Raw genomic sequence first — 20,375 nt, 5'->3', positions numbered from 1 at the left:
CTCAAAAATAAAGGCGACGCTGTCATCACAATTTAAATGCATAACAGCTTAGCCAATATCCATCAGGACTTGACCACGATTGTCAACGTATATGCCAGTGACGCAATCTTTTTCAGGAACGCCGTTAAATTCAATAAAGAACGGTTCCGAATGGTAAAGCGGTTCCCGTCCGTCTAAGGGGCCGTAGTTATAGACCTGACGGTACCGCATATTATCGAAATTGAAATAGTTTAGTTGCCCACTATTACGGCAGAGTGACTTACCACCTTGTTCACCAAAGCCAATATACTTGGCTGGTGCAGGTTTTTTCACACCCTGAATAATGGCATAATCGTCATTTCCGTTCGGAGTATATAAAATGCCAGGTAGTGATGTCTCCCAAACTTTAAAGTTGCTGCCGTCAGGTTCGCAATTGATCACTTCGATCTTAAACGGATCTGTGGTGAGAATTACTTGCATGACAGCTTCGTCATTCTGCTGCTTTTTCGTAGTTAGTATGCAGCCATGACCACTTTTGTCTTCATAGACTATGTAGAATTTTTCATCTCCCTGCTGGGCTGCGTCTTTTAACTGAGCGAAGGTATTTTGGACTACCGCACGAGTATTTTGATCGCTGTAATCTTCCCTGGTTTTTTTGGGGTTGAAACGAATCCGGAAGGTATCATTTTGGACAAATTGAAGTAGCATAGCACAGGTATTACCATGGCTGTTTTGGAACTCAAGTACTAGCGTTTGTTCTGTGTCTATATATTGATAAGAAGAGACTTTCTTAAGGGTTTGCCAGCTTTTGATGTCTTTGAAATATTCTTCGACTTTGACGAACTTGTAGACATTGGATAAAGTTGGTCCTGACATTAATAAACCTCTCGTGATATGAGAATAAAACTGTACGCAAAACTGAACTGAATTAAAGCTACTTTAATTTCTACGTCCAAGCTCCCAAGATTATGCAATGTAATCTGTTGAAGCTAGAGACAAAAATGTCATTTATATTGGTGATCGCAATGTCAAATTCTCAGTAAGTCCAGAGGCTAAAACTATCGGCGATAGTCATCATTTGTAACTTGTAAAGGTGTGAATGATGTTTACGTTTGGTAAATTGTATTTTATTTACAGCGCTTTGCATTTAAATGGAGTACACCCTGCCTGCCCCTAATCCCCAAAGCAGGGTGGTTTCATACAAGCAGAGAAAAATTAAAATCTTCTTTTAAAGCCTCTCCCCTTAATAAGGGGAGAGGTTTGGAGAGGGGTAAAAATCTATGCTTCAAAACGAGAAATACAGACTTCCATATTTTTCTTTTTTCGTATGAAACCACCCTGCTGCCCCTAATCCCCAAAGGAGGCCCCGAGTTCCCCAACCCTAAGCGCAAGCGAGGAGGGTACGCGTAGCGTGGGTGGGGTCTTTCTGTGCCTCATGCTTGTTGAAATCTGCTGTATTCTCACCGACTTATATTAAGTTTGCGACTTCCTCTATCTCTATATAAAAGTTGCTTAATTTAAGCTTTCGCTAACGGGTGATACTCTATTGCTATCCAAATGCAATCTGTATCTGCGTAATATTGATGCCACGGATAAATGTATTTGCTGTTTTCTTCTACCTGACAAAATGGAACACAAGTTGTGAAGCCAGGACTCATTAACATGTCTTCGTAGAGAGTGCCATAATCTTGAGTTTTAAACTTCTGCATTCTACCAGTACCGAATATCTGTGTATGGATTTCGATAAAGTCATGCTTGTTGTGTATGAAACAATTGGTGTATGAAGGTGCAAACCATAAGTTGAGTTTAACGACAAAGCTTTGCTTTTCACTTGGTGTATTTGCTTGCCTTGTCATGTAATACGGATCAATCTCTACAATTCCCGCCTCATCTTGTGGTGATTTCCATAGAGGAGTATTCTTAGGATACGGGAGTTCACTGGTGTCGCCACCACTGGGAGTATCTTCAATAGTATTGCCTAATAGAAACCAACCCTCTTCCAAAATAATGTTCCCGATGTTGGTGAAGTCTTTGACCTCGATCAATATCAGTACTTCAGCCTTCTCAATAGTTATATCTTTGAGGATAGTTGAGGAGAAAGCAGGAATAATATTTCTCACGGGCTTGCCAACGGAAACATCCCACATATGTGGGTTGACTACAATGGTTGCTTTGTTGATTTCATAATCTCTGACATTTTCAACGTATTTCGCATCTATGTGCGAACCGCAAAAGTTTAATTGCTTTTCCACGTTATGGGCTAGCGTGCTTATCATGGTTCACTTCTCCTCTGCTCGATAAAATCTACTCACAACGAACAAAGCAGTCTAAAGCATTCACTTCGTGGCTGATTACAAACTATTGGTGGCACTTACTCTACTTCATCTAATTGATACACGCCCTCACGATCATTACTTGAAATTTATTCCAACTCCAACACGCTATTACATTCTTAGTTGAAATGCAAGGACAGTTAAGACAGTTAAGTAAACGCCTATTAGATACTCAGTAATTATCTAATAAATGCCTAGTTGCTGTTGCTGCTAACTACTTCCAAAAATTCTGCCGGGTTCATAAACTCATAATGCTCAAACGGTTGATGAATCCAAGGATTATCACAGAGATAATCAACGTAGTAATCAGGTTTGATTACTGAACAAGCTTTATACCAAATTACCGCAGAGCGAATTTCTTCTATCGGAGCATCAGAATACTTCTTTAACCAAGATGTAGTTTCCTTGAGAGTCACTCCAGAATCTACCAAATCATCTACTAAAAGAATACGCGAACCTAACTTTTCTGTAGTCATTGTCAAATGGCGAGAAAAGCTTAAACATCCTCTTTCTTGCTTGCCTGAGCCACTGTAAGATGATGTTGCTAAAATTGCCAATGGCTGTTTATATATACGGGAGAGAATGTCTCCCACCCGTAGTCCTCCTCTAGCAAGACAAATAATCTGATTGAACTCCCAACCGGATTGATAGATTTGGGCAGCTAGTTGTTCAATTTTACGATGATAATCTGACCAAGAAATGTAAAGGTCTGGCATAGTTGGGAAGGTTATTTGTAGCTATTAATAAATGGCAAACCAAACTTTCTATCTTAATATGAGCGTAGTGTAATATGAGCGATTCTGCCCCTGATGGTGATTTCCAGCAAAGCGCTGAAAATGAAAAACTAGACCTTAGTACTAAGCTGGCCTTTGGTGCTGGAGATTTGGGTACAGCGATTACTGCCATGATTGGGATTTCTTATTTGTCACCCTTCCTGACAGATGTAGCTGGCTTGAATCCTCAACTAGCAGGACAGACTCAACTAGTCGGTAAAGTCTGGGATGCAGTCAACGATCCAATGGTGGGGGTATTGAGCGATCGCACTCAAAGCAGTCAGGGGAGACGCTATCCTTGGATGATTTGGGGAGCAATTCCCTTTGGAATTTTCTTTTTTTTGCAGTGGATTGTACCTCACTTTAGTAACAACGAAAATGCAAATCAGTGGGGTTTATTTTGGTATTACACTGCGATTTCAATTTTGTTTAATGCCTTCTATACTGTTGTTAATTTACCATATACAGCTCTCACCGCAGAACTAACCCAAGACTACGATGAACGTACCAGCCTCAACAGCTTTCGTTTTACTTTTTCAATTGGTGGGAGCATTCTGGCTTTAATTATTGGATTAATAATTTCTCTCATCATTCCTAATAATCGCAGTTTACAATTTTTATTAATAGGATTAATCTGTGCGATTATTTCTGTTTTTCCCATATATTGGTGTGTCTGGGGAACGAAAAAACGCGCTCAATCTGTGGCAAATTTACACCCACAGACAGAACAAACAGCTTCTATCCCTTTTTTGCAACAACTCAAAATAGCTTTTACTAATCGCCCTTTTTTATTTGTAATCGGCATATATCTTTGTTCGTGGTTAGCAGTCCAACTAACAGCTGGGATTATTCCTTATTTCGTTATTAGTTGGATGCGTCTTCCCCAATGGCACATTAGCTTAGTATTGCTGGCAGTGCAAGGAACTGCAATGAGTATGCTGTTTGTCTGGAGTGCGATTAGTCAGCGTGTCGGCAAAAAAGCTGTATACTACATGGGCATGACTATATGGATTATTGCTCAGGCTGGACTGTTTTTCGTCAAGCCAGATCAAATCGTCTTGATGTATTGTTTAGCAGTTTTAGCCGGCTTTGGAGTATCCACAGCTTATTTAGTTCCCTGGTCAATGCTACCAGACGTGATCGAACTAGATGAATTACAAACAGGACAACGTCGGGAAGGTATTTTTTATAGTTTCATAGTTTTTTTGCAAAAAATTTGTTTAGGGTTAGCTGTGAACTTAGTTTTGCAAAGACTAGGCGCAGCTGGATATATTAAACCCACACCACAAATTCCTGTGCCAATCCAACCAGATACAGTATTAGAAGTGATTCGCGTTTCAATTGGCCCCTTACCAGCTGTAGCTTTGATTTGTGGCTTAATTTTGGCGTACTTTTACCCCATTACTCGCGAAATGCATGCTGAAATCTTACTCCAACTTGAGGAAAGAAGGAAGAGATCACGGACATAGGGGATCGGGGATTGGGCGAGTGTGGGGAGTGTGGGCAGGGTGGTTTCATACGAAAAAAGAAAAATATGGAAGTCTGTATTTCTCGTTTTGAAGCATAGATTTTTACCCCTCTCCAAACCTCTCCCCTTAATAAGGGGAGAGGCTTTAAAAAAAGATTTTAATTTTTCTCTGCTTGTATGAAACCACCCTGGGGAGTGTGGGAAGTGTGGGGAGTCAACAACCAACAATCCACCTAAAGATGGTGAATTTGTGTAAAAAAACGTAATAATACTTAATATGTATGAAGTAGAAAAAGCCAATTAATTAAACCAAATGGCAGTTCCAAGCTTAGAGGAAATTTCCACTCAGTTAGACAGTCCGAATCTACGCGATCGCATGGTAGCCCTTGCTTCGTTGAAAGACGTACCAGCAGAGGACGCTGTACCTTTAATTAAAAAAGTGTTGGACGATGAGTCTCTGCAATTACGATCAATGGCAATATTTGCCTTGGGGATTAAACCAACTTCCGAGTGCTACTCTCTTTTGGTAAAAATTCTGGAAACTGATCCAGACTATAGCATCCGTGCTGGTGCTGCTGGTGCGCTGGGATACTTGGGTGATGGCAGGGCCTTTGAGCCTCTGTCAAGGGCATTTTACGAAGATACTGACTGGTTAGTCCGTTTTAGTGCAGCCGTTTCACTGGGTAATCTCAAAGACTCCCGCGCCCGTGAACTCCTTTACCAAGCCCTAGACGGAGAAGAAATCGTACTACAACAAGCCGCGATCGCAGCACTGGGAGAAATAAAAGATATCGACGCAGTAGATCGAGTTTTACGTTTTGCTCAATCAGATGACTGGTTGGTACGACAACGTTTAGCCGAAACTCTCGGCCAGCTTCCTACTACTAAAAGTGTTTCCGCATTAAAATATCTAGAAAAAGACAGTCACAAAAACGTCGCTGAAGCTGCAAAAATATCTCTCAAGAGATTAGAGGAAGCAGGCTATCAAGCGTGAGGACACAAATAGATAAATCACAAATACGCAAATATGTCAATACAAGGGAGAGATTTCATTTACATTCTCCCTTGTCTCCCTTGTCCTCCTTGTCTCCCTTGTCCCCTATCTCCCCCTTCCTGCTACCTTGTAATAAGTGGGATCATCAAGATTTTGACGCAAGGTAATTTGATTCATGAATATTAAAGAATTTTTTGAGTTAAGTGCTGGTAAATGGTTTTCCCATCGTACTAGTCACCACTTAGCTTTTAAGCAATCAGAGTCTGGCAAATCAGATATTATTATAGAAATGCTGGCAGTAGATCACCCGGAGGTGATCAAACTATGCGAACAATATGAAATTAACCCCAAACATGCTTCCTGTGGTGCGAGAGTCACTTGGAAAGGCACAATGGAATGGGATGAAGAAGATCACAAAGGTTCGACGGTATTAGTACCAGTGCCGAATGCAGATAACCCAAATGAAGGCAAGTTATTGCGAGAAATGGGCTATGCTGAGAAAATGCCTGTTGCTGGCAGTTACAAGATGGGTGATGATGAGGCGTTGACCTTAATTACAGAATACGAAACAATGTGGTCTGAAGAGCGCCTCTGGTTTGCTAGCCCCAATTTACGGATGCGAGTTGGTGTCCTGAAGCGCTTCGGTGGCTTTAGTATGGCTTCGTTCACTTCTGAAATTCGCATGGGTGGTGCTGGACCAGCGAAAGAATCTGAAGCAGCTAATTCAGTATCAACTTAGTCAAAGCAATATCGAACCGCAAAGACGCATTAAAATACAACTTTTTTCAAGTGTCTTTGCGTTATTCAATTTGAGATGTAATTGAGGCGATCGCTTTTTGTAACTGCTTCACGAGATTACGATCCAGGTTTAAAATAATCGAGGAGGCGATCGCCTGAATCGGCTCGAATTAATGCCACAATTACATCAGGTAAAGCTGTCAAACTAGGATAAACAAGATAACGGGGTTGCCAAATTGGGTGAAACTTATCTTTATAAGCGTGCAAACCTTGAAAATTATAGAATCGCTCAAGATGCTGATAAAGATAGTGTAATGCCTTCTCCAAACGTCGTGACTCGTGGGTTTCACCAACTCCAGCCAAAGCAGACAGACCCATATTAAAACTATCGTAGCCTTGTTCCTTGTAGTGTTGAAACATAGAGATAAATAAGAAGTCCATCGTACCGTTTTCTATTGACTTGCGGTGTCGCATCAAGTCGTTCGTGATTTCGTTGAGTTGATACTCTGAGACAATGTTAGCAAAAGCAATTATTTCACCATGAGAAGACTGTACGACAGAAATTTCAGATTCCTTGAGATAAGCTTCGTCAAACCAACCCAAAGAAAAACGCTTTTCTGAACCTTGCACCATTTGCAGCCACTCGTCACTGACGGTTTTTAACTGGCGCAATAAGTGATCAGCAATCGGTGGTTGATAGAATTTGATCTCGTACCCTAGCTTAGTCATGCGATTTAGTGCGGTACGCAGATTTTTGCCTGGTTTTCCTTGCAAGGTAAAGGTTTTGAGGTCAACAATCGCTTCTTCTCCAATTTTTAAAACCTGAAATCCCAAAGATTTATAGAGGTCAATGTCATCAGGTAAAGTTTGATAAAAAGCAGGATACCAATCGTTGCGTTGACAAAATTGCTGAAAAGCAACAATAACCTCTTTGCGGTCTGGAATAGGCCCGATGGGATCTCCTAAAGCGATCGCGCCCCTGCCTTTGGCAACATAAGCAATTACACTCTGATTAGTGGGACTAAAAAAGTAACTTTTATCACTTAATAAAGCAAATGCTGCTAAAGAGGAATTTCCGTGATTTTCGACGATTTCTTTTGCCCGTTGTCGTTCAGTGAGGGTAATTACATTGCGTAAAAATACTGGACGCAATAGCATGACCAATGCATACATAAATGTACTGGCTGCAATAATATATATAGAATTGGCAAAGAATTGACCAAACCTAGTCCTTGGTTGCAGTCCAGCATTATCTTCTGTGAAGAACATTGCTAGAGTTTGAAATATAGCATCTCTCAAACTAAAATTCACTGAAAATTTGTTGTCTAATAAATAAAATCCAATAGTTCCATATGCCAAAGTAAACAGCAAAGCACCAATTAATACCCACACTCCTTTCGCAATTGAAGGACGGTCTGACTGGGCTGTAAAAACATGACGCATCATCATTAATTGCACCAGCAGTAAGCCAGACAGCAGACTTTCTTCGTAGTCCAGACCCTTGATTAAATGGCTGACTATAGAAATAACCAACAAGCCAATGGTCAGTAACCAAGCAACACGTTTACGACGCAACAAATTAGTAGCAAGTGTTAATAAAACAAATCCAGTCAAAGCTGCAAATATATGACCACCAGCACGAATTTCAAAAGGTAAAAATTCTTTCAATAAAAAATTCCGACCGTAGAGATTGGGTGTCACTGCTGACAGTAAATTCACCACTGCAACCAAACTCGTAAGAAGTGCTGCACTCCATAGTCCAATTCGAGTTTTTAAGTTATTGGTCATTGGTCATTCGTAAATTTTTTATTTATTGGTTGTTTAGTTTATTACTAACTCCCTATCTCCCTCATCTCTTTCTGAAACTGTTGTCCTACGTATGTCAGCGAATCTTTGAGATGCTTATGAAAATAATTCCAACCCACATTTGGCCCAGATAAACCATGTCCTCCGGGAAACGCATAAAATACATTCTTTATACCCAAATTATTTAAGGTTTGGTGGAATGTTTGAGTAGAAGCGAGGAAATCCGTATCATTTTTCCCAGCATCTAAATATACACGCAGTCGCTTTCTATCTTCGACAGATAAGTGTTGCACAATTTGTTGGGGACTATTTTGTGAACCACTGCTATCAATAAAATAACCACTGTGGCTAAACAAAATATTAAAGTTTTGTAAGTATAGTAATCCAATATTAAAAGCCCCCCATCCCCCAGAAGATATACCGCCCATCGCCCAAAACTGCGGTTTCTCCAAAGTCCGGTAGCGCGATTTCACAAGTTGGACTAATTCGGAACCTATCAAAGTTCCGATTTTCCCATTCAGTCCATCATAATAATCAGGGTCGTACAAAGGACTAGAACCACGATTATCGTTACCATCAGGTGTAATTACAATTGCTGGTGGCAATTTACCACTTTGATAAAGTTCATGCAATATGCCCAAAATGGCGTATTTGTCAACATAAGCACGGGCATCATCATGACCGCCGTGTAATAGAAAGATGACTGGATAGCGTTGGCGAGGATTTTTTTCATAGCCTGGAGGTAAAATAATTCCGTATTGACGAACTTTACCCATTGCTTGGCTGTTGAATGTCTCTAGTTGAAACTTTAGCTCAGTATTGGTTTGTTGTTGGGGTGGGTCTAGCTGTGGCGCACCCAAAATGAATACATACCAGTAGCCACCTATAGCAAGAATTGCGATCGCGCTGATTATACCGATAACAATCTTGGATAATTTCATTTTTTTAGAGTTAAATTATCAGCAGCATGTGCTGTTTGTTCTATGCGAAATTGTTCTCCTACAAAAGTCAACGAATCTGCCAAATGTTCGTGCCAATAGTTCCACGTGTGGCTACCAGGGAACTCACGAAAAATATGATAAATTTTCAGTTGGCTTAAGACTTTAGTAAATTGTTTAGCTTGTTCCATCTCTTCTATATCTGATTTTCCAGTATCTAGATAGATTCGCAATTTTTTTTGTGCTTGAGGAGGAATATTTTTGATATAGATAATTGGGCTATTTTTTTGACCGCTTTTATCTTTAAAATAACCGCTATGACTAAATAAAATTGAAAAATTCTTCACATTATGTAATCCGACATTGATTGCACCCCATCCACCAGAAGATAAGTATTTCATAAATTACTTTTTACTTTTTAAGCAAGGAATATTTATTCACGATTATTAGGAATTGAAATCATCCACTGAGCGATCGCACTATTTACCAAATCTGCCTGTTCTGCTATCACTAAATGTCCCGCATTCGCAAAATGTAGATGAGTACTATTAACAAAGTGTCTTGCTAAATCATCTCCCATTTGGCGTGTAAACATTGGGTCTTTGCCTGCGGTAATCACCAAAACAGGGATATGTAGATTTTTTGGCCAGGGGTGACGGGCAAAAAAGTTATAATCCCAAAAGATTTCTAAGGCTTTGTAGGAAGCAAAATCTTTGGGAACTGGATTTTCCGCAAAAAACACTTCCATAACGCGATCGCGGTAAGAGGTAGAGAAAAAATTGCTTATTTGCTGCACACCAGGCAGATAGTAAAGATACCTTCCCCCAAAAGCCATCAACTTCATTAAGGGAATTTCCCACCAAGGTGCTAAGTTATGAGTACCACCAGCGATCGCTATCAAACCACTAACCGGATGGTGCTGGGTAAACTCTAAACCAATGGGAACTCCATAGCTGTGGCAACACAGTATCGGCGAATCAATGCCAAAATACTGCAATAATCGCCATAAGTCACGACAATGACGTCCTATAGAGTAGCACTTGTAAGAACTAGATTGGCCGTGTCCTGCTAAGTCGTAAGCCAGAACTTGCCAACCTTGATTTTGGACAAACTCATATTGAGATCGAAAGTTGAAGCGGTTTCCTGTACCTCCGTGGAGAAATACTACAGCAGGAGTTACACCCAGACTATGGCAGACTTGCAAATTTACCCTTTGTCGTAGATGAATTGTTGAACCGTCTAAGGCATCTTGAATCATAGTCATCAGACTACTAACCTAACCACTTGCTTTTTTGGTAAATATTTCTTGCAATTCAAAGCTTACGCAAATGATGTGTCAATAGCATGTCAATGCAATGGAAAATTTGCGACTGGTTGTAAGGTAAAAGGCAGAAGATAGAAGCACTAGTTTCCCTATCTCCCTCCTCACTGTCCTTAATTTATGTCCAAAAAACCTAAACTCAACCTCAGTTCTCTACTTGGCTTGTTGCTGCTTGTGTTTTCTTTATGGGCTATTAATAAAGAACTGCACGAGTACAATTACCGTGATGTGTTGAATAATTTAGCAGCAATTCCTAAAAATCTCTTAATTGCGAGCATTGGGTTGACGAGCCTTGGATATTCTGCGATCGCGTTTTACGACATTTTGGGGTTTCGATATATTGGTTTTTCCCTAAGTTGGAAAAAGATTGTATTTACTAACTTTATAAGTTCTGTATTCAGTAATACGATAGGCTTTGCCTTACTAACTGGTAGTGCGATCCGTTATCGTTTTTACTCGACTTGGGGAATATCATCGTTGGCGATCGCTCAAATCATTGCTTTTGTCAATTTTACTTTCTGGTTGGGAATGTTTACTTTAGCTGGGTTCATGTTCCTTCTTAATCCTTTAACCATTCCCCCTCAATTACATCTACCTTTGACCTCTGTGCGATCTATTGGTGTGATTTTTCTGCTACTAATTATTACTTATTTATTAGGAAGTCTTATTATTAAACAACCGTTAATAATTCGCTCTCACGAGTTTAAATTTCCTAGCTTTAAGATATCCCTTGCTCAAATAGCTGTTTCTAGCTGTGACTGGATGTTTGCAGCAGCTGTACTTTATGTTCTATTGCCTGCAAATATATCCTTATCTTATCTTGATTTTTTGGGAATCTATTTACTGGCGATGTTTGCTGGTGTTGTCAGCAGTGTCCCTGGAGGATTAGGAGTATTTGAAACTGTAGTTTTGCTGATTCTTTCCTCTCAAGTTCCTCAAGTTTCTGCGGTGGCAATTTTGGGGTCATTACTAGCCTATAGGGGAGTTTACTACTTTTTACCTTTCATAATTGCAGCAGCTTTACTAGGAGTGTACGAACTACCTCAACTAAGAAGGATTAAAAAGTAAAAAGTAAATCCCCATAAATAAATTGAGGGGATTGAATAAGGACGCATTTTTTACCGCGCTGTGCGTCTCTAAAAAAAAACTTTTACTTTTTTCATAAAGAAATTTAGGGGCTTTAAACTCAACATTCATGATTGAAATGAGTTGAATTACAAAAAATGAATTTTAAATCTGTAACCAACTAGCGATCGCCTGTGGTAATGGTAGGATAATCATCACTAACAAAGCCATCGCGAACAATCCCCAAACATCACGTTGATTATCCAGGTCAGTGACGTCATTCAAAGCAGGTTCATCCATTAACGGTATGAACAACAAAATTAACGCCCACAAGAAAAATCCTGGCTGAACTAAAGACAACAACAACAACAACAGACGAGCAACTTGACCAATTACAATAGCATTTCTTTGTCCAAACATTGCATGGACAATATGTCCTCCATCCAATTGTCCCACTGGCATTAAATTTAACGCAGTCACTATTAATCCCAAACAAGCAGCTACCGCTACTGGATGTAAATCAATCGCAGATTGTGGTGTTAATTGACTACCCAAAGCCAGTTTTGACAGTAGTGCTAATAAAATAGAATATTTAGGATTAAGCGCATCCGGATTTAATAGTCCTGTTTTTTCGTCTGGCAAACTTACAATCGTAGAGTGAGCTAATCCCCAAAATAATAAGGGTAATGTCACCACAAAACCTGCCAAAGGTCCAGCAATACTGACATCAAATAAAGCTTTACGATTAGGTACGGGACTACGCATCCTAATAAATGCACCAAAAGTTCCCAAGAAAAATGGCATGGGAATAAAGTAAGGTGGAGTTGAGCGAATTTTATAGCGTCCGGTCGCCATTAAATAGTGACCAAGTTCGTGGATACCCAAAATTAACATTAAAGCTAGGGCGTAGGGTAATCCTTGCAAAATCAGACTTGGATTAGATTGAAATCGGCGGATTGTCAATTCAATACCAGCAATTCCAACTCCTACTTTGGTAGTTGTTACCAAGGTTGCTAATAATAACAAAAATGCCCAAGCAAATTGTTTTAATTGTTCTTCTTTTCTCGGTACATTACCTTGGGTAGCTTGAGTATTAGGAATTAGCACAAAGAAGGGTTTCCCATTGACACCTTCTTGAAAGAACACCAAAAATCGACCCGCAAATTTTGTTTCTATATTTTCTTTAATCTTTTGGTACGCTTCGTTTGGTTTGCTTCTTAACTGACCTCGGCAAATTACAGCTTGAGGTCTATATTCTATATTTTGAATGTAATATACAGACCAAGGAAAACAATCTCGCAGTATTTGTTCTTCGTTGGGCTGAATCGGGCGCACGGAATTTGGTTCTGTTGGGGGTGTAGGGGATTCAGTTTGTGCTGCTTGAGCTTCAGTTGGTTTGTCTTTTTGCGGTTGGCGTCCCGACTGAAATAGCACCCAGTATAAAATAGGACAAATTACTAATGGCCAGATCATTAGCGATCGCGGTAGTGGTTGTTTGTCTCCATACATTACCGTCCATCCCGTCCATAACATTGCTGGAGTCATTAATACTAACCATAATAACCAGACAGGTGTCCGGGTGAGGCGAGCCACACTACGCTGCACCATTAGATAAGTAATTAGTCCCAGTAAAATTAGAAACCAAACTGTCATGTGATTTTAGTTTATTTTGAAACGTCAGTCCTAACTTGTGGTCAACCGCACCACTATTATTGCCACAAGATAGACACTATTCCGCTTTTTGCTTCCGAGAAGTTTTATACTTAAACCGGGTTTGTCAAAACTCCTCAAGGAAGTTGTTTTTCTCATGTGTCCCTTGTCTCAAGAATCAAATCATTTAGCCAAGCCACCACAAGAAGTTCTCGATACTATTTTTGCATTTCCACCAAATCGGGACACACTAGGGGGAACCGCTTATTTTATTGTCAGAAATGAAGGTAACATCCTAATTGATTGTCCAGCTTTTGATCAAACTTACCAGGATTTCATGCGATCGCATGGTGGTGTACGTTGGTTATTTCTCACCCACAGAGGTGCTATTGGCAAGACAGTAGAATATCAGCAAATCTTCAGTTGTGAAGTTTTGATTCAAGAGCAAGAAGCATATCTCTTACCTGAATTACCTGTAACTACTTTTAGTCAAGAATTTGTCCTTGATTCCATCACAAAAGTGATTTGGACGTGTGGACATTCTCCCGGTTCGTCTTGCCTTTATTATAGTGAGTCTGGAGGCGTGCTGTTTTCTGGACGTCACTTACTTCCCAACCAACAAGGCGATCCAGTTCCACAAAAAACAGCCAAGACTTTCCACTGGCATAGGCAAATAAAGAGCATCAAAATGCTTCTAGAATACTTTACTCCAGAAACATTAAAATATATTTGTCCTGGAGCAAATACGGGTTTTCTCAGAGGCAAGCGTGTAATAGATGATGCATATCAACGCCTAGCAATGGAGAATTGGTGATCGGGGAAAGGGGACGAGGAGGACAGGGTAGACAAGGGAAAGAATAAATACCAATACCCTATCCCCGCTCCCCAATTAAGCCGTCCCACCTGCGATCACTGAATGTTCTGTTAGCACTTTCATTGCTGCTTGATATTGCTGATCGGCTTCTGTACCAATTTGTTCGCGGGTGATTGGTGCAGAAGAAATTATTTTGTCTGGTTTTATACCTAATTTATTAATATCTTTATGGTTTGGGGTTTCGTATTTGGCAATTGTCACTGCTAAACCAGAACCATCTGACAATTCAAACAAGGATTGGATTAAGCCTTTACCAAAGGTGGTTTCCCCTACTAGTGTGGCACGACCGTTATCTTGCAATGCACCAGCGAGAATTTCACTAGCACTCGCTGTTCCTTCATTGACTAGAACAACTAACGGATCGTTTGTGAGTGCTGGACCAAATGATTCAAAGCTACCTTGAATTCCTTGGCGATTGGCTGTATAAACTATGGTGCCAGAGTTTAACCACAGACGTGCAACTTCAATTCCTGCTTGTAGCAAACCGCCTGGATTATTTCGTAAGTCCAGAATATATGCGGATGCACCTTTTTTTTCTAAGCTATTAATGGCGTGTGCCAACTCCATAGCAGCATTGGCGTTAAATTGAGTGAGGCGAATATATCCAATAGGCTGTTGAGAAGGAGTATTATGTAACTCTGCCACTACAGGGTTAAGGGAAATGCGATCGCGCATAACTCGATACTCTTTTTGCCCTTCTCCATCTCTTTCGATAAGCAAGGTGACTAAACTGCCAATTGAACCACGCATTCTAGCAGCAGCTTCATCGAGGGTCAGGTTTTGTGTCGCCATCCCTTCTATTTTGATGATGCGATCGCGTGGTCGAATTCCTGCTTTTTCTGCTGGTGAGCCTGCAATGGGAGTCACTACCTCCAAACCACCAGTCTTTTGATTCAGAGCAATTTGCAAGCCTACCCCAGTTAGTTCTCCAGACGTATTTACCTGTAAACTGCGGTATTGCTCTGGATCTAAAAAACGGGTAAAGGGGTCATCAAGGCTTTTGAGCATTTTCTGAATTGCTGTGTAGGCTGATTTTTGATCCGAGAGGGATGTGGAAAGAATTTTCTGCCTAACAGATGCCCAATTTTGATGATTAAACGTGTCGTCTAAATAAGTACGGTTAACAATTCGCCATACTTCTGATATCAGCCTTTGTTCCTGAGTCAAAGCCATTGCTGGTTGACAAAAGTTGCAAAATCCTAGCCAAAACGCTACGAACAGTGATAATCCAACCTGAAAAACCCGTTTATGCATTAACCCCATGTTTAATCCCATTTTTTAGCCAAAATTGTCTAGTTTGACGCAGTTACATTAATTTAGACTTCTTTTTTATAGAAGTCTTTTAAGAGGGAAAAGAGCTTTCAGGGGAAAGGGAGAAACAGAAAGAATTTTTACCCTTTAACCTTTACTTTTTGCCCTCTACCACCAATTACAAAAGTAATTTTTGTAATTGGTATATGAAATCTATCTCTCGACTATGTTACTTTTTTTATAGAAGTGGTGGATTTTGAAATCAAGAGGTTTAATCTCCTGATTCGGTGCAAAAGCCCCTCCACAAACGATAAAATCTACTTTGTGTCCAATATTTTTTGATTGGGTGCAAAGATAATGCAATATATTCTATCTTTGCAGAGTGTTAAGTTTTTTTTAAATTATTAACACTCATGAGGCTCATCAACAAACGAGCTTCTGGGGACTAGGGATCGGGGACAGGGGATTGGGTAATGGAAGGGGAACAATGGGGAGATAGCAGATCACAAACATAAATGCTTAATGCCCAATTCCCAATCCCCAATCCTCAATCCCCGACCCCTGACCCCAATCACTAATCCCCGGTAAGTCGGAGATTTATCAACCGCGATCGATTTCTAGGAACTTGAGATTGTATGGCCAACGTTTATGACTGGTTCGAGGAACGCTTGGAGATTCAAGCGATCGCAGAAGACGTCACCAGCAAGTACGTCCCTCCCCACGTCAATATCTTCTACTGCCTGGGTGGAATTACCCTCACTTGCTTTTTAATCCAGTTTGCCACTGGATTTGCCATGACCTTCTACTACAAGCCAACTGTCACGGAAGCTTATGCCTCTGTGCAGCACATCATGAATGATGTGAGCTTTGGTTGGCTAATTCGCTCTGTCCACAAATGGTCTGCCAGCATGATGGTGCTGATGATGGTTCTGCACGTCTTCCGGATTTACCTGACTGGCGGTTTTAAAAAGCCCCGCGAGTTAACCTGGGTGAGTGGAGTCATCCTAGCGGTGATCACCGTTTCTTTCGGAGTAACTGGCTATTCTCTGCCTTGGGACCAAGTAGGCTACTGGGCGGTGAAAATTGTTAGCGGCGTACCAGAAGCGATTCCCGTAGTTGGCACGTTGATTTCTGAACTACTGCGTGGTGGTTCCAGCGTTGGACAAGGAACACTAACTCGTTACTACAGCGCCCATACCTTTGTGTTACCTTGGCTAATTGCCGTGTTCATGCTGTTCCACTTCTTGATGATTCGCAAGCAAGGAATTTCCGGCCCATTGTAATTGACATGAGGGTGAGGCATTTTTTGTGGCAGTTAGTCCACCAGCCGCAGAGCTTAAAAGCATGAATGCTTCTCCCAAAGAGTTATCAGGCACTGACTTTCGGTTTCCAGATTCAGCTGTTTGTTTTAAACTGAATAAAAAATAACAAAGTTATTGACAAATAGAAGACAAAAAAACAAACAGTTACATCTTAAGCTGAAAGCTAGTGCCTGAAGCTCGAGGCTTAAACAAACGCTTTAACTCGACCTCAGCAGGAGAACACATTAAAAAATGGCAACAGTAAAGAAACCAGATCTAAGCGATCCAGCCTTAAGAGCCAAACTGGCTAAAGGAATGGGTCATAACTACTATGGCGAACCCGCTTGGCCCAATGACCTACTCTACGTCTTCCCAGTTGTAATTATGGGAAGTTTCGCTTGCATTGTGGCCCTAGCTGTATTAGACCCGGCTTTAGTCGGAGAACCAGCAAATCCCTTTGCAACACCACTAGAAATTTTGCCAGAGTGGTATTTGTATCCTGTATTCCAAATTTTGCGCTCAGTTCCCAACAAACTCTTAGGAGTATTACTGATGAGCGCTGTACCCGTGGGTCTGATTCTTGTTCCCTTTATTGAGAACGTCAACAAGTTTCAAAATCCCTTCCGCCGTCCTGTAGCAACAGCAGTTTTTCTGTTGGGTACTTTAATTACCCTCTACTTAGGTATTGGTGCTACCTTCCCATTGGATAAATCTTTGACTTTGGGATTGTTCTAAATACACGTCAACATAAAACTATTTGACGCCTGTAGGTTTCTCAACAAGTGCAAATGTACTTTTTTTGAGAACTCTACAGGCGTTAATTTTATAATTTAGTTTGGGTTTGAAATCTTAAGTTTTTATTATTTCAATTTTAGATTAAAATATTATTTCAAAATCTATAATCAACGAAATCCATAATCAAAAAATGACATAGATAAGTAAGTTAGCGCAAATCCACAAAACTATGTAAAGAAAAGTAAAACTTGAAAATTAGCTCCTAGTAAGTTCTGAAGCGCTGTAGACGCAAAGCGGCTTCTCGCAGAGTAACGCTTACTACAAACACAGAATTTACGACGCCGACTTACTTGTTATAAATAAGTGGATCTAAATAAATATAAGCCTGAAGGCTATTGATAGGAGCGGGTTTCAAGTTATATCCTGTCACTAGGTAAAGTAATATCATGGTAAAACCTGCTCTTATAGTATTTAGTAGTTGGTGAGTACTCCAAACAAAACATAACAACCAATTTTGTTGGTGATTGGCGGTTATTTCCAAAAACAAACAACAAAACATGTTTATGCTGATCTACTTACAAACATTTTTTATCCATACACCTACATGTCAAGGTCAATGTTTAGCATAATGCAGCAAGACCATCTGACTGTGAAAAGCGAACTCAAGCTTCTAAACCGAGTGCAACAGTGGTTTGAGCAATTCTGTCTGCAACATTTATCTAAACTTGATTGGTCAGAAGGTCAACTTTATCGCCTGAACCTGGCGTTAGCAGAAGGTTTTACTAATGCTGTTCGCCATGCTCATCATACTCTGCCCCCAGAAACAGCGATTGATATAGACGTTTCTCTATGGATGGATCGACTAGAGATTAGAATCTGGGATCATGGTAAACCTTTTAATCCTGATGCGATCGCCGAACCAGAACCAGGTACTCTACAAGTAGGTGGGTATGGATGGTTTCTCCTGCGACGCCTAGTTGATCATGTCGTCTACGAACGTGGTGCAGATGGGAGAAATTGTTTAGTGATCGTCAAGTATGGTTTACAAAGACAACATTGATTTGGCAAAACAATGATTTTTGACCAACTTGTCCCCCTTATCCTTGGTTTCTCAACACCCAATTAATACCAAAGCTGCGCTAGTCTAGAGGGTGGATCAAAAAAAACACTATGACACCTTCAGAAATTGCAGCTACGCTGACAGAATTATTTGGTGAAGCAGATGTTAAGGCGATCGCATCCGATTCTTGGCAAGTAGAAACTTCTACCTTTCGTGTACTAGTACTGCTCTCAGATGATAAAAGCTGGTTGCGAGTGATGATACCAATCGTACCAGCACAACAAGCTCAACCTTTTTTTGAACAGTTTTTAGAAGCAAATTTTGATGATACTCAACAAGTACGCTACGCCTTACAGCAAGGTGTAGTCTGGGGTGTATTTCAACATAGCTGTAACAGTTTGGTTGTAGAAGATTTTCGAGATGCGATCGCTAGACTGATTGCTTTACACGCAGCTGGTTTAGATGATGTCTTTAATCGGTTAGTGGAAAGTCGCATTCGCCAAGTTATCATAGCAGCGAAACTACAAGGTCAGTCCCTCCAATCCACAATGCAAAATCTGGAACGCTTCTACGCCGAAGGATTAATGGGGGATGAAAACCAAACTCCACAAGCAAGAGAAGAAACTTTAGATGCTTGGCGACGCCAGTTAGAACGACTTTGGCCAGAAATAGATGTGAATAGCTGATGCTAAATTAATAATTCCGAATTCATATTGATATACCAACCCGTGAAGATTTCTTCTAAAAATCAAATTAGCTGGAGTTCTTCCTAATGCTGTCAGTTAGCGAAGCAGAAGAAATTATTTTCAATTTAGTATCACTTCTGAACAATCACTACGATGCAGAAATTGTCGATTTGTTCGCAGCAGATAGTCGTATTCTTGCTTCTGTGGTTACGAGTCAGTTGGACTTTCCCCATTGGGATAATTCAGCAATGGATGGTTATGCAGTACGTTACGCTGATGTCCAGCAAGCTACTCAAAAACAGCCAGCTATTTTAGAAATTGTTGAAGAAATAACTGCTGGATATCAACCCCAATCTACCATCCAACAAGGGCAAGCAGCCCGGATTTTCACAGGTGCAGTCATGCCAGCAGGTGCTGATACAGTGGTGATGCAGGAATGTACACAGCGAGAGGAAAATCGTGTATTCATCCTGACAGCACCCACAAAACCGCAAGAATTTGTCAGACAGCGTGCAGCTTACTATCAAGCCGGGACACAATTGTTACCACCAGGAATTATGTTACATGGATCAGAAATTGCTGTATTAGCAACTGCCCAGTGTACTCAAGTCAGTGTTTACCGCCGTCCAAGGGTAGCAATATTTTCTACAGGTAATGAACTTGTATCTCCAGATCAATCCCTGCAACCAGGGCAAATCGTTGATTCTAATCAGTATGCTTTAGCAGCTTTAGTTAGGCAGAGTGGGGGAGAACCGCTAATTTTAGGCATAGTCCCAGATGAACCAGGTGCTTTAGCAAAAGCGATCGCCTATGCAGTATCCAACGCCGATATAGTCATTTCTTCTGGTGGTGTTTCTGTGGGAGATTATGACTATGTTGAGCAAATTGTCAAGTCTTTAGAGGGGAAAATTCACATTCAAGCAGTGGCGATGAAACCCGGTAAACCTCTCACCGTTGCGACATTTAGAAATCAAGTGATTTACTTCGGTTTACCAGGAAATCCAGCTTCAGCATTGGTAACATTCTGGCGATTTGTGCAACCAACTATCAAAAAACTTTCTGGACTAATAGAAGGTTGGCAACCAAACTTTATCAAAGCCTTTACTCATCAGGAATTGCGATCTAATGGGAAGTGGGAAACTTATGTTTGGGGTAAATTAGATTTACAAAACGGAATTTACGAGTTTCAAGTGGCTGGTGGAAGTCAAAGTTCTGGCAATTTAATTAATCTCGCCCAAACTAATGCTTTAGCTGTGCTATCAGTAGGGCAAACATTAGTTTCTCCAGGGGAAGAAGTGCAAGTTTTACTCTATTAAATAAACTGTACAGACGGCTGCATTAACAATCTAGGTCGATACATTCGCAATGCAGGTCGATACATTCGCAATGCAGGTCGATACATT

The 20,375-nt window shown here is 40.6% G+C and carries 19 protein-coding genes; 10 read left to right on the top strand and 9 right to left on the bottom strand.

The features are described from left to right. Window positions 1-48: 48 nt before the first annotated feature. The 3 genes from AC5JMK_RS01685 to AC5JMK_RS01675 all read right to left on the bottom strand — a co-directional run bounded on the left by AC5JMK_RS01685 (window position 49) and on the right by AC5JMK_RS01675 (window position 3,028). On the bottom strand, window positions 49-855 hold the full coding sequence (locus AC5JMK_RS01685) for a hypothetical protein (protein WP_495909233.1): 807 nt from the start codon (window positions 853-855) through the stop codon (window positions 49-51). Between the two features lie 641 nt (window positions 856-1,496). Continuing rightward, entirely contained in the window at window positions 1,497-2,255 is a 759-nt protein-coding gene (locus AC5JMK_RS01680) for a hypothetical protein (protein WP_096675194.1), read from the bottom strand. A 251-nt stretch (window positions 2,256-2,506) separates the two neighbouring features. After that, on the bottom strand, window positions 2,507-3,028 hold the full coding sequence (locus tag AC5JMK_RS01675; RefSeq protein WP_495909232.1) for a phosphoribosyltransferase: 522 nt from the start codon (window positions 3,026-3,028) through the stop codon (window positions 2,507-2,509). A gap of 74 nt (window positions 3,029-3,102) precedes the next feature. Here AC5JMK_RS01675 and AC5JMK_RS01670 point away from each other — a divergent pair, with 74 nt between their 5' ends. The 3 genes from AC5JMK_RS01670 (at window position 3,103) to AC5JMK_RS01660 (ending at window position 6,286) form a co-directional block, all read left to right on the top strand. Then, the gene (locus AC5JMK_RS01670; protein WP_495909231.1) at window positions 3,103-4,554 is read left to right on the top strand and encodes an MFS transporter; all 1,452 of its coding nucleotides are present in this window, start codon (window positions 3,103-3,105) and stop codon (window positions 4,552-4,554) included. A 312-nt stretch (window positions 4,555-4,866) separates the two neighbouring features. Continuing rightward, entirely contained in the window at window positions 4,867-5,547 is a 681-nt protein-coding gene (locus tag AC5JMK_RS01665) for a HEAT repeat domain-containing protein (protein ID WP_096675197.1), read from the top strand. A gap of 175 nt (window positions 5,548-5,722) precedes the next feature. Further along, on the top strand, window positions 5,723-6,286 hold the full coding sequence (locus AC5JMK_RS01660; RefSeq protein ID WP_495909230.1) for a phycobiliprotein lyase: 564 nt from the start codon (window positions 5,723-5,725) through the stop codon (window positions 6,284-6,286). A gap of 116 nt (window positions 6,287-6,402) precedes the next feature. On the opposite strand, the gene AC5JMK_RS01655 is transcribed toward AC5JMK_RS01660, so the two are convergent. Genes AC5JMK_RS01655 through AC5JMK_RS01640 form a run of 4 tightly spaced genes read right to left on the bottom strand, consistent with a single transcriptional unit; the run spans window position 6,403 to window position 10,293 of the window. Beyond that, a complete protein-coding gene (locus tag AC5JMK_RS01655; RefSeq protein ID WP_495909229.1) occupies window positions 6,403-8,073 on the bottom strand; it encodes a phosphatidylglycerol lysyltransferase domain-containing protein in 1,671 nt (556 codons plus the stop codon). Window positions 8,074-8,117: 44 nt separating this feature from the next. Further along, the gene (locus AC5JMK_RS01650) at window positions 8,118-9,032 is read right to left on the bottom strand and encodes an alpha/beta hydrolase (RefSeq protein WP_096675200.1); all 915 of its coding nucleotides are present in this window, start codon (window positions 9,030-9,032) and stop codon (window positions 8,118-8,120) included. After that, window positions 9,029-9,430 (bottom strand): alpha/beta hydrolase, encoded by a 402-nt coding sequence (locus tag AC5JMK_RS01645; protein WP_495909228.1) that lies wholly within the window; start codon window positions 9,428-9,430, stop codon window positions 9,029-9,031. The genes AC5JMK_RS01650 and AC5JMK_RS01645 overlap by 4 nt, the downstream gene beginning before the upstream one ends. 32 nt (window positions 9,431-9,462) lie before the next feature. Further along, window positions 9,463-10,293 carry an alpha/beta fold hydrolase gene (locus tag AC5JMK_RS01640; RefSeq protein ID WP_495909227.1) on the bottom strand — a complete coding sequence of 277 codons (831 nt, stop codon included), beginning with the start codon at window positions 10,291-10,293 and terminating at the stop codon, window positions 9,463-9,465. Between the two features lie 177 nt (window positions 10,294-10,470). Here AC5JMK_RS01640 and AC5JMK_RS01635 point away from each other — a divergent pair, with 177 nt between their 5' ends. Then, window positions 10,471-11,418: a lysylphosphatidylglycerol synthase domain-containing protein gene (locus AC5JMK_RS01635; protein ID WP_096675202.1), complete on the top strand. Its 948-nt coding sequence runs from the start codon at window positions 10,471-10,473 to the stop codon at window positions 11,416-11,418. A 162-nt stretch (window positions 11,419-11,580) separates the two neighbouring features. Here AC5JMK_RS01635 and AC5JMK_RS01630 read toward each other — a convergent pair whose 3' ends face one another. After that, window positions 11,581-13,068 carry a site-2 protease family protein gene (locus tag AC5JMK_RS01630; RefSeq protein ID WP_096675203.1) on the bottom strand — a complete coding sequence of 496 codons (1,488 nt, stop codon included), beginning with the start codon at window positions 13,066-13,068 and terminating at the stop codon, window positions 11,581-11,583. Window positions 13,069-13,222: 154 nt separating this feature from the next. On the opposite strand from AC5JMK_RS01630, the gene AC5JMK_RS01625 reads away from it, so the two are divergent. Beyond that, a complete protein-coding gene (locus AC5JMK_RS01625) occupies window positions 13,223-13,879 on the top strand; it encodes an MBL fold metallo-hydrolase (RefSeq protein WP_096675204.1) in 657 nt (218 codons plus the stop codon). A 75-nt stretch (window positions 13,880-13,954) separates the two neighbouring features. Here the strand turns inward: AC5JMK_RS01625 and ctpA are convergent, their stop codons facing one another. Continuing rightward, window positions 13,955-15,202 (bottom strand): carboxyl-terminal processing protease CtpA, encoded by a 1,248-nt coding sequence (gene ctpA, locus AC5JMK_RS01620; protein WP_096678836.1) that lies wholly within the window; start codon window positions 15,200-15,202, stop codon window positions 13,955-13,957. A gap of 623 nt (window positions 15,203-15,825) precedes the next feature. Here ctpA and petB point away from each other — a divergent pair. The 5 genes from petB (at window position 15,826) to AC5JMK_RS01595 (ending at window position 20,288) form a co-directional block, all read left to right on the top strand. Then, window positions 15,826-16,473: a cytochrome b6 gene (petB, locus tag AC5JMK_RS01615; protein ID WP_096675205.1), complete on the top strand. Its 648-nt coding sequence runs from the start codon at window positions 15,826-15,828 to the stop codon at window positions 16,471-16,473. A gap of 270 nt (window positions 16,474-16,743) precedes the next feature. Beyond that, window positions 16,744-17,226: a cytochrome b6-f complex subunit IV gene (gene petD / locus AC5JMK_RS01610; protein WP_096675206.1), complete on the top strand. Its 483-nt coding sequence runs from the start codon at window positions 16,744-16,746 to the stop codon at window positions 17,224-17,226. Window positions 17,227-17,842: 616 nt separating this feature from the next. Then, window positions 17,843-18,286 (top strand): ATP-binding protein, encoded by a 444-nt coding sequence (locus tag AC5JMK_RS01605; RefSeq protein WP_096675207.1) that lies wholly within the window; start codon window positions 17,843-17,845, stop codon window positions 18,284-18,286. Between the two features lie 110 nt (window positions 18,287-18,396). Then, window positions 18,397-18,972 carry a hypothetical protein gene (locus AC5JMK_RS01600; protein ID WP_096675208.1) on the top strand — a complete coding sequence of 192 codons (576 nt, stop codon included), beginning with the start codon at window positions 18,397-18,399 and terminating at the stop codon, window positions 18,970-18,972. 86 nt (window positions 18,973-19,058) lie between these two features. After that, window positions 19,059-20,288: a molybdopterin molybdotransferase MoeA gene (locus tag AC5JMK_RS01595; RefSeq protein WP_495909226.1), complete on the top strand. Its 1,230-nt coding sequence runs from the start codon at window positions 19,059-19,061 to the stop codon at window positions 20,286-20,288. The last annotated feature ends 87 nt before the right edge of the window (window positions 20,289-20,375 follow it).

It is taken from the genome of Pelatocladus sp. (assembly GCF_059505505.1).
This window is presented reverse-complemented; position numbering and strand designations above follow the sequence as displayed.